At 73.2% G+C, this 15,588-nt stretch carries 11 protein-coding genes and 2 tRNA genes; 5 read left to right on the top strand and 8 right to left on the bottom strand.

What is annotated here, in order from left to right; translation table 11 throughout:
- The first annotated feature begins 144 nt into the window (after positions 1–144).
- Positions 145–753: a signal peptidase I gene (gene lepB / locus ABTY61_RS12125; protein WP_387930493.1), complete on the top strand. Its 609-nt coding sequence runs from the start codon at positions 145–147 to the stop codon at positions 751–753.
- Here lepB and ABTY61_RS12130 read toward each other — a convergent pair.
- The 3 genes from ABTY61_RS12130 to ABTY61_RS12140 all read right to left on the bottom strand — a co-directional run bounded on the left by ABTY61_RS12130 (position 716) and on the right by ABTY61_RS12140 (position 4,823).
- Complete coding sequence (locus ABTY61_RS12130) at positions 716–1,876, bottom strand: EamA family transporter (RefSeq protein ID WP_350504851.1); 1,161 nt, start codon at positions 1,874–1,876, stop codon at positions 716–718. The genes lepB and ABTY61_RS12130 overlap by 38 nt on opposite strands.
- Positions 1,877–2,132: 256 nt before the next feature.
- The gene (locus ABTY61_RS12135) at positions 2,133–4,526 is read right to left on the bottom strand and encodes a transglycosylase domain-containing protein (RefSeq protein WP_350504852.1); all 2,394 of its coding nucleotides are present in this window, start codon (positions 4,524–4,526) and stop codon (positions 2,133–2,135) included.
- A gap of 223 nt (positions 4,527–4,749) precedes the next feature.
- A tRNA-Lys gene (locus ABTY61_RS12140) sits at positions 4,750–4,823 on the bottom strand.
- A gap of 224 nt (positions 4,824–5,047) precedes the next feature.
- On the opposite strand from ABTY61_RS12140, the gene ABTY61_RS12145 reads away from it, so the two are divergent.
- Together ABTY61_RS12145 and ABTY61_RS12150 are read left to right on the top strand one after the other, a co-directional pair.
- Positions 5,048–5,875 (top strand): DUF998 domain-containing protein, encoded by an 828-nt coding sequence (locus tag ABTY61_RS12145; RefSeq protein WP_350504919.1) that lies wholly within the window; start codon positions 5,048–5,050, stop codon positions 5,873–5,875.
- A complete protein-coding gene (locus ABTY61_RS12150; RefSeq protein WP_350504853.1) occupies positions 5,872–6,747 on the top strand; it encodes an alpha/beta fold hydrolase in 876 nt (291 codons plus the stop codon). The genes ABTY61_RS12145 and ABTY61_RS12150 overlap by 4 nt, the downstream gene beginning before the upstream one ends.
- Before the next feature lie 46 nt (positions 6,748–6,793).
- Here ABTY61_RS12150 and ABTY61_RS12155 read toward each other — a convergent pair whose 3' ends face one another.
- The 5 genes from ABTY61_RS12155 to ABTY61_RS12175 all read right to left on the bottom strand — a co-directional run bounded on the left by ABTY61_RS12155 (position 6,794) and on the right by ABTY61_RS12175 (position 11,773).
- On the bottom strand, positions 6,794–7,459 hold the full coding sequence (locus tag ABTY61_RS12155) for a GOLPH3/VPS74 family protein (protein WP_350504854.1): 666 nt from the start codon (positions 7,457–7,459) through the stop codon (positions 6,794–6,796).
- A 73-nt stretch (positions 7,460–7,532) separates the two neighbouring features.
- Positions 7,533–7,606, bottom strand: a tRNA-Lys gene (locus tag ABTY61_RS12160).
- Positions 7,607–7,690: 84 nt separating this feature from the next.
- Positions 7,691–9,808, bottom strand: coding sequence for an ABC transporter ATP-binding protein (locus tag ABTY61_RS12165; protein WP_350504855.1), 2,118 nt, complete (start codon positions 9,806–9,808; stop codon positions 7,691–7,693).
- Positions 9,805–10,776: an ABC transporter permease gene (locus ABTY61_RS12170; protein WP_350504856.1), complete on the bottom strand. Its 972-nt coding sequence runs from the start codon at positions 10,774–10,776 to the stop codon at positions 9,805–9,807. The genes ABTY61_RS12165 and ABTY61_RS12170 overlap by 4 nt, the downstream gene beginning before the upstream one ends.
- A gap of 16 nt (positions 10,777–10,792) precedes the next feature.
- On the bottom strand, positions 10,793–11,773 hold the full coding sequence (locus ABTY61_RS12175; RefSeq protein WP_350504857.1) for an ABC transporter permease: 981 nt from the start codon (positions 11,771–11,773) through the stop codon (positions 10,793–10,795).
- Between the two features lie 367 nt (positions 11,774–12,140).
- Here ABTY61_RS12175 and ABTY61_RS12180 point away from each other — a divergent pair, with 367 nt between their 5' ends.
- Positions 12,141–13,847 (top strand): ABC transporter family substrate-binding protein, encoded by a 1,707-nt coding sequence (locus tag ABTY61_RS12180; RefSeq protein ID WP_350504858.1) that lies wholly within the window; start codon positions 12,141–12,143, stop codon positions 13,845–13,847.
- Positions 13,848–14,343: 496 nt separating this feature from the next.
- The gene (locus ABTY61_RS12185) at positions 14,344–15,579 is read left to right on the top strand and encodes a low temperature requirement protein A (RefSeq protein WP_350504859.1); all 1,236 of its coding nucleotides are present in this window, start codon (positions 14,344–14,346) and stop codon (positions 15,577–15,579) included.
- Positions 15,580–15,588 lie beyond the last annotated feature (9 nt).

Genomic DNA, 15,588 nt, shown 5'->3' on the forward strand with positions numbered 1-15,588 from the left:
GCCCGGGCCGCCCAGGACGGGCCGCACGGCCCGGGTGCGTCAGGTGGCCGTGCCGGGGCCCGTCGCCGGGCCGGCGGTTCGCGCGGTCGCAAGGCCCGTCGGGCGGGGCGCAGGCCCCGGCCGTGGTGGATCGAGATTCCGGCGATGGCGGCGGTCGGGCTGGTGGTTGCGCTGCTGATCAAGACCTGCCTGTTCCAGGTCTTCACCATCCCGTCCGGGTCGATGGAGAACACCCTGCGGATCGGCGACCGGGTCGGTGTGAACAAGCTCGCGCCGCTGACCGGCTGGACGCCGGAGCCGGGGCAGCCGGTGGTGTTCAAGGACCCGGGGAACTGGCTGCCGCCGCAGCCGGTCGACACCAACCCGCTCACCAATGCCGTGAGCTCGGTGCTGAGCTTCGTCGGGCTGGTGCCGCCGAAGGACGACAACTACCTGGTCAAGCGGGTCATCGCGACCGGTGGCCAGACCGTTCAGTGCACGGGCACCACGCTGTCCGTCGACGGCAGGAAGGTCGACGAGCCGTACCTCCACCCCGGCGACGACTCCTGCGCGGGCCTGGACTTCGGTCCGGTGAAGGTGCCTGCGGGCTACATCTGGGTCGAGGGCGACCACCGCAGCGACTCGGCGGACTCCCGCTGGCACCGGCAGGGGCCGGGCGGCGGCGCCGTGCCGGTGGGCAACGTGGTGGGCCCGGTGTCGGCCGTGGTGTGGCCGGTCAGTCACCTCGACTGGTTCGGCTGGACCGGCCGCTGACCCCGGAGGCGGTTGCGCCTGCGGCCCCCGCTCCCGCGGCCCCCGCCCCGGCAGTGCTCGCCCCCGAGGCGATCGCACCCGAGGCCGTCACGCCCATGGGGCTCGCACCCGCGCCGGCAGCGACCGTCCCGCCAGCAGTGACCGTGCCAGCATCGACCGTCCCGGCAGCGGCGCCCGCCTCGGCGGGCTTCGCCGCCGGCGGCCGGCTGGTCTGCGCCACGAAGGCGCCCGCCAGGACCAGCAGGCCGCCCGCCACCTGCGGCAGCCCCAGGTGCTCGCCGAGCAGGACCCAGGCCAGCACGGTGGCGACCACCGCCTCCAGGTTGGCCACCACTCCCGCGATCGGCGGCGAAAGGTACCCGACGGAGATCACGCCGGTCAAGTAGGCGAGCACGGTGGCGACCAGCACCATCCAGGCGGCCGGGATCAGGGCGGGCAGGCTGTGCCCGTTCATCACCACGGATCCGCCGAGCGGGTTCCAGTCGGCCTGCCAGGGCCGGGTGAGGACGGTGAGCAGGACGGCACCGATCAGCAGCCCGTACGCGCTGACGGCCAGTGGGTCGACCGGGCGCTCACCCCGGCGGCCGGCGTCGGCGAGGACGAAGTAGCCGACCTGGCAGCAGGCCGCGCCGAGGGCGAACAGCACGCCCAGCGCGTCGAAGCTCAGGCCGTTCCAGACCTCCACCACGCAGGCCAGTCCGGCCACCGCGACGCCGGCGCCGATCGCCGCGCCCCGGCTGATCGGCTTGCGCTGCACGAACTTGACGTAGCCGATCAGCAGCGGCGGCCCGAGGTACTCGATGAGCAGGGCGACGCCGACCGGGATGCGGGAGATCGCGGCGAAGTAGCAGGCCTGGACGCCGGCCACGGCGAGCAGGCCGAAGCCGATCAGCAGGCCGGGGCGGCGAAGGACGGCGTCCCGGTGCCGGTAGGCGATCGGGAGCAGGGCGACGGCCGCCCCGGTGACCCGGAGCCACACCACGTGCAGGGGGGAGAGTCCCGCCTCGATCAGTGGTTTGGCCGCGGTGCCGGAGCCGCCGAAGGCGAAGGCGGAGACCAGCGCGAGGCCGAGGCCGAGGGTTCTGCCCGAAGGGCGGGTGGGAGAGGCCGTTGATCTGTGCACTGGCGCATTGTGACAGTCATACCGATATCTCGGTAAGGCACCATTTCGTCATTTGGTCCTGGTCTCAACTGTCCGCAGAGGCGTGATCACCGCCACCGACCGCCACCGGGCGGATCGCCGAAACCTCAGCCACCGACCGCCACCGAGCGGATCACCGAAACCTCCGACAACGACGTCGGCCGTCGGCCGGACCACCGACCCGGGGTCAGTGGTCCGGCCGACGGCCGAGGCGGGTGGTCGAGGGCCCGGGAGGCGATCAGCCCCCGGCGCCCGCCCCGGTGAGCCCGCCCGTCCCGCCGGTGGGCTGGGTGGTCGGCTGGCTCGTGGGGTCGGTGGTGGGTTGGGTGGTCGGCGTCGGCCGGGGGGTCGGCCGCGTGGTGGGCCGCGTGGTGGGCTGGGTGGTCGGCTGGTCCGTCGGGGCCGTGGTCGGGCCGGTGCCCGACCCGCCGGAACCGGAACCGGAACCCGAGCTGCTGCCGGAGCCCGTGCCGGAGCTGTCGCCCTGCTGGTTGCCCGCGCCGGTGCTCGGCGTGGCGCTGCCGGTCGACGGGGTGCTGCTCGGCGTGCTCGTCGGGGCCGTCGGCAGGTCGCCGGCACCGGAGTCGCCGCCGTCCGCCGGGGTCGGGAAGTCGCTCACCGGCTGGCCCTTGAGCGCGGCCTTCATGTAGGCGGTCCAGATCTGTGCCGGGAACTGGCCGCCCGCCGCACCGTCGATCCCGCCGACGCCGCTCAGGCTGACCTGGGCGCCGGTGCCCGGGTCCTGGCCGAACAGTGCCACCGAGGTGACCAGCTCGGGGGTGTAGCCGACGAACCAGACGGACTTCTGGTCGTCGGTGGTACCGGTCTTGCCCGCGACCGGGCGACCGAGAGCCTTCGCTCGGAAGCCCGTGCCGCCCGGGTCGCTCACCACGCCCTGGAGCATCGAGGTGACCTGGTTGGCGGTGTCGGAGCTGATCGCCTGGGTGGTCTTGTGCGCGGGCAGCTGCACGGCCTCGCCGGCGCGGTCCACCGACTGCACCAGCCACGGGGTGGTCTGCTTGCCGCCGTTGTCCAGGGTGGCGTACACGCCGGCCATGTCGAGCACGCTCGGGGTGGCCGCACCCAGCGGGATGGACGGCACCGGGTCCAGACCCGGGGTGTTGGCGGGCAGGCCCAGCGCGACGCCGGTGTCCTTGACCTTCTGCAGCCCGGTGTCCTGCGCGAGCTGGGCGAACACCGAGTTCACCGACTTGTCGATGGCCTGCTGCAGGGTGATCTGGCCGTAGCTGACGTCGCCCTCGTTCGGCGGCGCGTACGGAGTGCCCTTGCCGCCGCGGACCTTGCGGCCGCTGGTGCCGTCGTAGACGGTGCGCGGGGTGACGGTCCGGCCGTCCTGGGTCTTGGCGTTGTTCTCGAAGGCGGCGGCCAGTGCGATCGCCTTGAAGGTCGAACCGGCCTGGTAGTCGCGCCGGGTCGCGTTGTCGACGTAGTGCTTCACGTAGTCGACGCCGCCGTACAGGGCGACGACCGCACCGGTCTTCGGGTCGACGGAGACGGCGCCGGCCTGGGCGGCCGCGTCCTTCTTCCGCTTGTCCGGGTTCAGGGTGTCGTGCAGCTGCGCCTGGACGGAGTCCTGCAGGGCCTGCTGGCGGGCCGGGTCGATGCTCAGCTTGATCGTGTAGCCGCCCTTGGCCAGCTCGGTCTCGCTGATGATGTTGTTCGAGGTCAGGTACTGGGTGGCCGCGTTGACCAGGTAGCCGGACTGGCCGGACAGGCCGGGGTTCGGCTGCGGGTCCTTGACGTCGGGGAAGGCGCTCTTGGCCCGCTCGTCTGCGCCGAGCCAGCCCTTCTTGACCATGCCGTCCATGACGTAGTTCCAGCGGTTCACGGCGTTCTGCTTGCCCGCCGGGGTCGCGGTGGCCACGTCGTAGGCGCTCGGGGCGTTCAGCAGGGTGGCCAGGTAGGCGCCCTGGGCCGGGTTGAGCGCGGAGGCGTCGATGCCGAAGTAGGCCTGGGCGGCGGCCTGGATGCCGTAGGCGCCGCGGCCGTAGTAGGAGGTGTTCAGGTAGCCGGAGAGGACGTCGTCCTTGCTCTCGGTGGCGTCCACCTTGATGGCGATGAACAGTTCCTTCACCTTGCGGGTGATGGACTGCTTCTGGTCCAGGTACGTGTTCTTCACGTACTGCTGGGTGATGGTGGAACCGCCCTGGGTGCCCTCGCCCTTGGCGGTGTTGAGGGCGGCCCGGACCAGGCCCTGGACGTTGACGGCGCCCTCGTTGTAGAAGTTGCGGTCCTCGGCGGCCAGCGCCGCGTGCTGGGCGGCGGGGGAGACCTTGTCCAGGCCGACGTTCTGCCGGTTGGTCTGGCCGGTGCGGGTGATCACCGAGCCGTCGGAGTAGAGCCAGGTGTTGCTCTGCGCGGTTGCGGCGGCGTGCGCGTCGGGGACCTTCACCAGCGCGACCCCCAGCGCGAACAGGCCGACGCCGAGCAGCAGCGCCGTGGCGAAGCCGAGCAGCGTCATCCGCCAGGTGGGTATCAGTCGGCGCCAGCCGGTGCGCTTGGGGCGGCGCGGCTTCTTGCCGCCCGGCGTGGTGGGGGTGGAGCGCTTGAGCCGCTTGACCGGTCGGAGACCGATCGGCGGCCGGCCGCCGCTCTGGGCGTTTCGGAACAAGGCGCGGCCTTTCCTGCGGGCGGACCGGGCCAGCCTGCACAGACGGGGACATCGGCGGTTAGGGACCTTTGTCCCGATTCCGGTTTACTGCCCTGGACGAGCCGGGCGGGCCTCATGGCTCCACCGGAACGGCAATCGAGACCGACATCACACATAAAACGGACATCGAGGGCCAAAAAATCGGGGAGCCCCTCGCTGCTGCGAGAGGCTCCCCAACTGTCTGTGCGCCGCCAGGGACTCGAACCCCGGACCCGCTGATTAAGAGTCAGCTGCTCTAACCAACTGAGCTAGCGGCGCCTGCTGACCTGGAGAACAATACACGGTCCCGAGGGGTGCCCCGCACCACCCGGGCTCCGCCCGGCGCTCAGGGTGCCCGTTTCCTCCCGGTTGGGGCGGAGTTCCCGCCCGGTTAGGGTGGAATCGTGCCCAGCTCCCCGCCCGGACACCCCCGCTCCCGACCCCACCCCCGCCGCCCCCGGCCCCAGCCCCGGTCCGGGCGCGCACGGAAGACGGTCGCCGCGCTGCTGCTGCTCAGCGCCGTGGCCTACACCGCGTGGGTGCTGGAGGTCGTGCTGAGCACCGGGCTCGACCCGGTGCAGGCGTACATCAGCGAGCTCGCCGCCGAGGACCAGCCGCTGGGCGGCCTGTTCCGCGCCACCGACCTCGCCGCCGGGCTCTGCGTGCTCGCCGCCGCCGTCACCGCCCTCGCCACCGGGCAGGCCCGGAACCCCGCGGCCGCCGGTCGACCTTCCGCCGCCCCCGGCCGGAACCCCGCCACCCCCGGCCGGAGCCGCTGGGCCCTGGTCGGCTGGTCCGCCCTGGCCCTGTTCGGCGCCGCCACCGCCGCCGACTCCCGGCTGCCGCTGAGCTGCGCCCCCACCAGCGACGAGATGTGCGCCGCCCGGGAGACCGCGGGGCTGGTCCCCGCCACCCACACCGCGCACGCCGTCACCAGCAGCCTCGCCGTGCTCGGCGCGCTCACCGGACTGGTCGCGCTCACCGTCGCCGCCCGTCGGCACCACCAGTGGCCGGCGGTGCGTCGGCTCGGGCCCTGGCTGCTCGGCGCCGAACTGCTCGCCACCGGCTGGAGCCTCGGCGCGATCGCCGCCTTCCAGGCCGGTCGCGGCACCTGGGCGCTCGGTGCCGGGCAACGGCTCCAGGTGCTCCTGGTCGCGATCTGGCTGGCCGTCCTCGCCGTGGCCGTCGCCCGCTCCACCGGCCCGACGGAGCGATCCGCCCCGCGTACGGCTGAGCGATCCGCCCCGCGTGCGACGGAGGGCGACGACCGGTGCGCGGCGGATACCGGGGGCACCCCGGGCGGCCCCGCCGCCGACCGGAGGCCGGCGTGAGCACCCCCGCCGTCCGGGTGCGCTTCCTGCGCATCGACGGCGTCCCGGTGCACGTCCGCACCGAGGGCAGCGGCCCGCTCTGCCTGCTCACCGGCGGCCTCGGCAGCAGCTGGTTCGACTGGGACCTGGTCGTTCCGTTCCTCACCCCGTACCGCACCGTCGTCCGCTTCGACCGCCCCGGTTACGGGCTCAGCGCCGCCGAGCCCGCGACCGGGCGGCGGCCCGCCCCGACGGTGGCGGGCGAGGCCGAGCGGATCCGTGCGGTGCTGGACGGCCTCGGGCTGGGCGGGCCCTGCACCGTGGTCGGCCACTCGCTCGCGGGCTTCCACGTGGAGGCCTTCGCCCGGCTGCACCCCGAGCGGACGGCCGGGCTGGTACTGGTCGACGGCAGCGTCGAGGCGGCGGCCCGCCCGTACCCGGCACCGGCCGCGCGGGACCTGGCGGCCCGGGCGGTGGCGGGCGCCGCGACCGCCCTGGCCGTGCCGTACCTGCTCGGCCCGACCGCCCGCCGGGTGACCGCCCGGCTGTCCACCGTCCGCCGCGAGGACCTGGCCCCGGCGCCGCTGGTCCGGCACTGCTACCGCACCGGACGGGCCCTGCGCGCGCTGCTCCGGGAGAACGGGCGCTACCTCGACATGGCCGCCGAACTGGACGGGCTGCGCCGCACCCGGCCGCTGCCCGAGGACCTGCCGATCACCGTGCTGGCCGCCGACGACGGCTGCCGGACCGGCCGCACCGAGTCCTGGCTGGCCGAGCAGCGGGCGCTCGCGACGCTGCTCGGGGCGGACTACCGGACCACGGCACCGGCTGGGCACCTGGTGATGTTCGACCGCCCGGACGCGGTGGCCTCCGCCGTCCTCGACACCCGCTGACGGTGCCGGACGGCCGGGCCGGTGCCGGCCGGCCCCCGGTCCGGGCTCAGTCGCCGGACTTCCGTTCGATCACGTGCCGGACCGCGCGACAGACGGGCAGGTCCCGGGCCAGCCGCCCGGCGGCGCGCCTGATCGGGGCGCCGTCCCGGCCGGGGTAGCGGCGGCGGTCCAGCCCGGCCACGTCGATCAGGCCGGCCAGCTGCCGGTCCCGTTCCGCGGTCGGCCGGGCGGTGCCGCCGTCGGGCGCCGACAGGGTGGCCGCCACCCGGTCGGAGATCTGCCGGGCGAGGTCGGGCCGCTGTGCGGGGTAGCGCTTCCTCGGCAGGCCGAGGAAGCGTTTCTCCTCGACGGCGTAGTAGCCCTGGGCCACCAGTCGGTCGAGGTAGAAGCGGTACCCGGGGCGCTCCGGGATCCACTGGACCGCCTCGGGCAGCCAGGGCCGGAATCGGCTCTTGCCCTTCGCCGCCAACCGGGCCAGCACCCCGGCCGAGACCTCGTCGAAGGCGCCGAACGGCTGGTAGCCCGCGATCCGGGCACCGCCGAAGCGGTGCACCTCGACGGAGATCGCGCCGTTCAGGACCAGTTCGGCGAGGACGGCGCCCGCGATCACCTCGTTCAGGTGGAGGGACGGGCTCAGGAACCGGCCGCGCGCCGGGTCGGCGCAGAGCAGCAGCAGTTCCTCGGGCAACGGCAAGGCGTCGTGCGGGGCCATGGACGGAAGGTATCCCGAGCGCCGGAAACGCCGGAAGGCCCCCTGCTTTCGCAAGGGGCCTTCCGGCTGTCTGTGCGCCGCCAGGGACTCGAACCCCGGACCCGCTGATTAAGAGTCAGCTGCTCTAACCAACTGAGCTAGCGGCGCTTGCTGACGTGGAAGACAGTACACGCCGACAGCCCCATCCGCCGAATCGTATTCGGCCGATCACCACAAGTGACCACGCCGCCGTCACCCCGGGTGGTGGCAGGCGGCCCGGTGGTCACCCGCCCGGTCGCCGTCGAGGGTCGGCCGCTGCTGCTCGCAGCGCGCCCGGGCCGTCGCGTCCGCGAGCCCGGCGTAGAGCGGGCAGCGGGTGCGGAACGGGCAGCCGGTGCGGCGTTCGGTGGGGGAGGGCGGGTCCCCGGCCAGCAGGATGCGGTCGCGGGCGCGCTCGGCGGCGGGGTCCGGCAGCGGCACGGCGGAGAGCAGGGCGCGGGTGTACGGGTGGCGGGGCCGGTCGAAGACGTCGGCGACCGCGCCCTGCTCGACCGTCCGCCCGAGGTACATCACGCTGACCCGCTCGGCGAGGTGCCGGATCACCGAGAGGTCGTGCGAGACGAACAGGTAGGACAGCCCGAGTTCGGCCTTGAGCGACTGCAGCAGGTTGAGCACCCCGGCCTGGATCGAGACGTCCAGGGCCGAGACCGGTTCGTCCAGCACCAGCAGCTTGGGCCGGACGGCGAGCGCCCGGGCGATGGAGACGCGCTGGCGCTGCCCGCCGGAGAACTGGTGCGGGTAGCGGACCGCGTGGTCCGGGTCGAGGCCGACCTGGCGGAGCAGTTCGGGCACCCGGCGGGCGATCTCCTCGCGCGGGGCGTGCTGGGCGCGCAGCGGCTCGGCGACGATGTCGCCGATCGGCATCCGGGGGTCGAGGCTGGCCATCGGGTCCTGGAAGACGATCTGCAGTTCGGCCCGGAGCCGCTGGGCCTCGGCCCGGGTCAGCCGGGCGGTGTCGTGGCCGAGCAGCTCGATCCGGCCGGTCTCCGGGGCGCCCAGTCTGAGCAGTTCGAACAGGGTGGTGGACTTGCCCGAGCCGGACTCCCCGACCAGGCCGAGGGTCTCGCCCTCCCGGAGATCGAGGTCGACGCCGTCCACCGCGTAGACCTCGCCGACCCTCCGCTTGAACACCGTGCCCTTGAGCAGCGGGAACGTCTTCCCGAGCCCGCTCACCGCGAGCACCTGCGGCCGGCCGGAGCGGTCCCCGGCGGCAGGCCCCGGCGGCAGTTCCGGCACCGGGTACACCTCGCTCGGCGCGGGCCGCCGCTCGGCCAGCTCCGCGGACCGCACGCACGCTGCCAGGTGGCCGTCCGTGTCCATCGGTCCGGCCTCCCCGCCCATCGGTCCGGCCTCCCGGCCCGCCGGTCCGGCCTCAGTGCCCGTCAGTTCGGGCTCCGCCGCCGAGCAGCGCTCCTCCGCGAGCGGGCAGCGCGCGGCGAACGGGCAGCCCGGCGGCAGTTCGGCCATCGGCGCCGGGCTGCCGGGGATCGGCACCAGCGGGCCGCCGCGTCCGTCCAGCCGGGGCAGCGCGCCGATCAGTCCGAGGGTGTACGGGTGGCGCGGGGCCGCGAACAGCTCGTCCACCCCGGCGGTCTCGACGACCCGGCCCGCGTACATCACGGCGACCCGGTCGGCCGCCCCGGCGATCACCCCGAGGTCGTGGCTGACCAGGACGAGGGCCGCGCCGGTCTCCTCCCGGGCGGTGCGCAGCACGTCGAGCACCTGGGCCTGGATGGTGACGTCCAGCGCGGTGGTGGGTTCGTCGGCGAGCAGGATGTCGGGCTCGTTGGCGATGGCCATGGCGATCATCGCCCGCTGGCGCATGCCGCCGGAGAACTCGTGGGGGAAGCTGTCCAGGGCCCGGTCGGGCGTCGGGATGCCGACCAGGTCGAGGAGTTCGGCGGCCCGGCGGCGGGCGGTGGCCCGGTCGACCGGCTGGTGGATCCGGACGGCTTCGGCGATCTGGTCGCCGATCCGGTAGACCGGGGTGAACGCGGACAGCGGGTCCTGGAACACCATGGCGACCCGGCGGCCGCGGATCGCCGCGAGTTCCTTCCCGGGCAGGCCGACCAGTTCCCGGCCGTCCAGCCGCACCGAGCCGTCGACCCGGGCGGTGCCCGGCAGCAGCCCGAGCACGGACAGCGCCGTGACGGACTTCCCGGAGCCGGACTCGCCGACGATGCCGAGGGTCTCGCCGCGGTGCAGGGTGAGGTCCACCCCGCGCACGGCGGGCACCGGTCCGTCCGGGCCGGCGAAGTCCACCCGCAGGTCCCGGACGGCGAGCAGCGGGGTCTCGACGGCAGTGGTCACTTCTGCTTCCTCCGAAGGCGGCGGGTGCGGCGTGGTGAGTTCCCGGCGGTGGGGTCGAGGGCGTCGCGCAGCCCGTCGCCGACCAGGTTGACGGCGAGCACGAAGAGCACCAGCAGTCCGGCCGCGAAGTAGAACATCCAGGGGAACACCGGGGCCTCGGAGGTGCCGGCGGCGAGCAGGGTGCCGAGCGAGACGTCCGGCGGCCGGACGCCGAAGCCGAAGTAGGAGAGCGCGGTCTCGCTCATCACCGCGCCGCCGACCGTAATGGTGGCGTCGACGATGAGGAAGGAGGCGACGTTCGGCAGGATGTGCCGGCTGATGATCCGCAGCGGCCGGACGCCCATGAACCGTGCGGCGCGGACGAATTCGCGCTCGCGCAGGGAGACGGTCATCGAGCGGACCACCCGGGCGGTGATCATCCAGTTGAACAGGGCGAGCAGCAGCACGAAGGCGATCCAGCCGCTGCTGCGCAGCCGGGGCGAGACCACGGTGATGATCAGGAAGCTGGGGAAGACCAGCATCAGGTCGACCAGGAACATCAGCGCCCGGTCGGTCCAGCCGCCGAAGTAGCCGGCGCAGGCGCCGACCAGGGAGGCCAGCGCGGTGGAGAAGAGCGCCACCAGCAGGCCGATGATCAGCGATTTCTGCAGCCCGCGGACGGTCTGGGCGAACACGTCCTGGCCGACCCCGTTGGTGCCGAACCAGTGGGCGCCGGAGGGGGGTTGGTGCAGCGCGGTGAAGTCGGGGGCGGCGTAGTCCCAGGGCGTCAGGTACGGGCCGCCGAAGGCGAGCACGAACAGCAGCAGGATCAGCACGGCTCCGGCCACGGCGCTGCGGGCGGCGAGCAGCCGGGCCAGGACGAGCCGGCCCCGGCCGGCGGCCCGCAGCCGGTCGGCGGGGGCCGGGGCGGAGGCGGGGTCGGGGGCGGGCTCGGGGGTCGGGGTGTCAGCGGCAGCGGCGACGGTCATCTCGGCTCACCTCCGGTCAGGACCGCACGCGCGGGTCGAGGGCGGCGTGCAGGGTGTCGGCCAGGAAGCCGGAGGCGAGGACGACGACGGCGGTGAACAGGTTGATCGCCACCACGGAGTTGACGTCCTGTTCGTTGATCGACTGGATCAGCCACTCGCCCATGCCGTGCCAGCCGAAGATCGTCTCGGTGAAGATCGCGCCGGTGAAGATGCCCAGGAAGCTGTAGGCGAACATCGTCGACATGGGGATCACGGCGGTGCGCAGTCCGTGCTTGAGCAGGGCCCGGCGTCGGGTGAGGCCCTTGGCCTCGGCGGTGCGCAGGTAGTCGGAGCCGAGCACGTCGAGCATGGTGCCGCGCTGGTAGCGGCTGTAGGTGGCGAGGCCGCCGAGGGCGAGCGAGACGGTGGGCAGCAGCAGGTGCAGGGCCCAGTCGGCGAGGTGGGCGCCCAGGCCGCCGGACAGTCCGGGGGTCTCGTAGCCGGTGAAGGGGACGACCTCGTGGCCGGCCGCGTCCTTGGCGGCGATCGCGCCGTTCTTGAGGAAGAGCGCGACCAGGAAGACCGGGGTGGAGAGCAGCACGAAGGAGACCACGGTGAGCAGCCGGTCGGAGATCCGGTACTGGCGCACGGCGCTCCAGGCCCCGGCGGCGACGCCGAGGACGGCGCCGAGCAGGCTGCCGATCAGCAGCAGTCGCAGCGAGACCCAGACCCGGCGGCCGAAGTCGTCGGTGACCGGGGTGTCGTGGATGGTCCGGCCGAGGTCGCCGTGGAGCAGCCCGCCGGCCCAGTGGCCGAAGCGTTCGACGACCGGGGTGCGGTCGTTCAGGTTGAGCGCGGTGAGCTGGCGTTCGACCGAGGCGGCGGACGGGCGCGGCACCTTGGCGTCGAAGTAGGTGCGCGGCTGCAGGGCGCTCGCGGATATCGCGTAGGCCAGGAACACGGCGGCGATCAGCAGCGCCGCGTAGTAGCTCAGCCGCTTCGACAGGTAGCGGAGCATCAGCGGCCGCCCGGGGTGGGGGCGGGGGCGACGCGTCTGGTGGGCATCGGCGGGTGGCCTTCGGTCGGGGCCCGGTCAGGGCGTCAGACAGCAGGGAGAGAGCGGGAGTTGGCGAACCGGCAGGTCGCAGTGTGGCACCGGGGTACGGCCGTGATGTTGCGGCCGGATTGCCCTGTGTGACTTTTTGATCAGGCGTCCGCTCCTCCCCCTGGTGGCGGATCTGATCCGCTGTTACCTTCCTCTGGCTCGGTGTCGGATTGAGTGCCCACGCTCAAGCCCGGTCATGCCTCGTACGGCCCAACTCGTGTCACGAAACCCGATCCGTGGCACGCGCCCGACGCCTGCCATCGACTCCAGGGGGACTCTCATGGACGCTTCCAGCACGGCCCGTCGCCTCGGCCGGACGGCCGCCCTCGCCGTCGCCGTCGCCCTGGCGGTCACCGCGTGCACCTCGGGCGGGAGCGGCTCGGCCGACAACGTGGCCAAGAGCGAGCCGCCGAGACAGGACTCCCAGGACATCAACGCCAAGCCGCTGGACCAGGTCAAGGACGGCGGCGAGGTGCGCTTCCAGCTGGACCAGTGGATCACCCAGTGGAACCCGCTCCAGGTGGACGGCGGTGCGTACACCGACACGGTGGACCTCATCCGCGCCCTGGAGCCGACGCTGTTCGGCACCGACGCCTCCGGCACCTTCCAGCCGAACCCGAACTACCTGGTGGACGCCAAGGTCACCTCGACCTCGCCGCAGGTGGTCACCTACAAGCTGAACCCCAAGGCCACGTGGTCGGACGGCAAGCCGCTCAGCTACCTGGACTTCAAGGCGGACTGGCAGACCAGCAACGGCAAGGACCCGGCGTACAACATCGCCGACCCGTCCGGGTACGAGCTGATCTCCGCGGTCGAGCAGGGTGCCGACCCGACCGAGGTGAAGGTCACCTTCGCCCAGCCGTACGCGGACTGGCAGAACCTGTTCCGCCCGCTGGTCCCGGCGGCCGCCATCTCGACTCCGGACGACTTCAACAAGGGCTGGGTGGAGAAGATCCCGGTCACCGCGGGCGCGTTCAAGATCGGGACGGCGGACAAGACCGCGCAGACCCTCAGCCTGGTCCCGGACCCGGCCTGGTGGGGGACCAAGCCCAAGCTGGACAAGATCACCTTCCGGGTGATGGACAAGTCGGCGAGCATCCAGGCCTACCTCAACAACGAGATCGACCTCGCCTCGGCCAGCACCGCCGCCGCGTACGGGCAGCTCAAGAGCGCCAAGGACACCGTGATCCGGGCCGCCAGCCCGTGGGACGAGGTGCACATCTCCTTCGGCGGCAACGGCGCCCTGGCGGACCAGAAGGTCCGGCAGGCGCTCGGCAGGGCGCTCGACCGCTCGGCGCTGATCAAGATCGCCAACAACGGGGTGCCGGTGGAGTTCAAGCCGCTCGGCAACCACATCATCATGCCCAACCAGGCCGGCTACCAGGACAACTCCGGCGACTGGGCCACGTTCGACCTGGCCGCCGCCAAGAAGGGGCTGGACGACGCCGGTTGGAAGGAGGCCGGCAGCGGTCAGCCGCGGACCAAGGACGGGAAGCCGCTGGAACTGCACTGGGTGCTCAGCGACGGCACCCCGCAGGCGCAGCTCGACCTCGCCACCGCGGCGGCGGCGATGTGGCAGGCGGCCGGGGTCAAGGTCGACCTGGACAAGGTGGCCGCCAACGACTTCTTCTCCAAGTACGTGACCCCGGGCAAGTTCGACCTCGCGAGCTGGCGCAACACCGACTCCTTCCCGAACTCCAAGAGCCTGGCCAACTTCCGTCTGCCGGTGGGCGACAACTCCTTCCAGAACCCGTCCCGCCTGGGCAGCCAGGAGATCGACGACCTGCTGAAGAAGGCGGCCGGGACGGTCGACCCGGTGGAGGCCGCGAAGCTCTACAACCAGGCGGACGCGAAGATCTGGGAGCTGGGCCACACCGTCGAGCTCTACCAGCGGCCGACCGTGGTGGCGACCCGCAAGGGGCTCGCCAACTACGGGGCCTTCGGCCTCGCCCAGGAGGACTACACCAAGGTCGGCTGGGAGAAGTGACCCCGGCCGCTGCGGCGGCGCGGGCGACCGCACGGGAGGCGCTGGCGAGCAGCGCGGTGATCACGAGGCCGGCGGCGCGGACACGGGTGGGTCGGCTTCGCCGCCCCCGCTGTCCTGCCACCGGCCTTGACCTTCCGCGTTGCCCGCAGGCCGCCCGTGTCGTGGGGCTCCGCAAGGAGCCCGTGCTCGCTTCCAACCGGGGACGAATCTAGCGGCGTTCCGGCTGCTCGCGGCGCAGCGCGCGGGGCGCGCCCGGAAACCCGCCGCGCTGTCACCCACTTCGCGCACCGGAGCGTCAACTCTCGCTGACGGCAAGGAGAAAAGGGGCATACGGGGGCATCGTGCCCGGGTTCGAACGGAGTTGCCGTACCGGCGCACGTACCGGCGCACGCGCCCGCGCCGGTACGTGCGTCGGGCCCCGGCCACTGCCAGGATGCGCGGGACGACGGGCCCTCCCGGGCCGCGTCCGCCCCTCCCGACCCCCGGAGCAGCACCGATGGCCAGTGAGCACGCCGCCGAGGCACCCCGAGCGCAGCACGTCGACCCGCCTCCGGTGCGCCGGATGGTCCCGCGCGACCGCGCCGAGCCGCACCGGGTCGCCACCCCGCTGGAACTCTTCTTCGACCTCTGCTTCGTGGTCGCGGTCGGCCAGGCCGGTCGCGAACTCGCCCACGCGCTCGCCGCCGGGCACTACGGCGAGGGCCTGCGCGGCTACGCGATCGCCTTCTTCGCCATCTGGTGGGCCTGGATGAATTTCACCTGGTTCGCCTCCGCGTACGACTGCGACGACGTGCCGTACCGGGTCACCACCCTGGTGCAGATCGCCGGGGTGCTGATCCTGGCCGCCGGGGTGCCGCGGCTGTTCGCGACCCAGGACCTGACCCTGGCGATCACCGGCTACGTGGTGATGCGCCTGGCGATGGTCACCCAGTGGCTGCGCGCGGCGGCCGCCGAACAGGGCGAGGCCCGCGGGGTCGCGCTGCGCTACGCGGCGGGGATCACGATCTGCCAGGCCCTCTGGATGGTGGTGCTGTTCCTGCCGGACGCCGCCCGGCCGGTGGTCATCCCGATCGGGGTGCTGTGCGAGCTGGCCGTGCCGGTGGTCGCCGAGCTGCGGATGCAGACCTCCTGGCACCCGCACCACATCGCCGAGCGGTACGGGCTGTTCACCCTGATCGTGCTCGGCGAGACGGTGGCCGCCGCGACGGTGGCGGTGCAGTCGGCGGTGGACGAGCACGAGGGCTTGGGCCGGCTGGTGCCGGTGGCGGTCGGCGGGCTGCTGATCTGCTTCGCGGCCTGGTGGATCTACTTCGCCCGGCCGGTCCACGACCACCTGCGCTCCAACCGGCAGGCCTTCGCGTGGGGTTACGGGCACTACCTGGTGTTCGGCTCGGCGGCGGCGATCGGCGCCGGGCTGGAAGTGGCGGTGGAGTCGGCCGTGCACAAGGCGGAGATCTCCGAGACGGCCGCCACCGCGACGGTCACCGTGCCGACGGCGCTCTACCTGGTGACCGTCTGGTACCTGCACTCCCGGCACACCAAGCGCGGGCTGGTCGCGCAGGCGATCGCGCCGCTGGGGGCGGTGCTGGTGCTGGGCTGCACCGCGCTGGGCGGCTCGGGGGTGCTGGCGGCGGGCCTGGTGTGCGCGCTGATGGTCGCTGTCGGGGTGCTGATCCACAGCCGGGAGAGCCGGGAGAGCCGGGAGGGCCGGGAGAGCCGGGCGCGGGCCTAGGGAGGGTGC

Source organism: Kitasatospora sp. NPDC096128 (assembly GCF_040303105.1).
In the GTDB taxonomy this organism is placed as follows: Bacteria; Actinomycetota; Actinomycetes; order Streptomycetales; family Streptomycetaceae; genus Kitasatospora.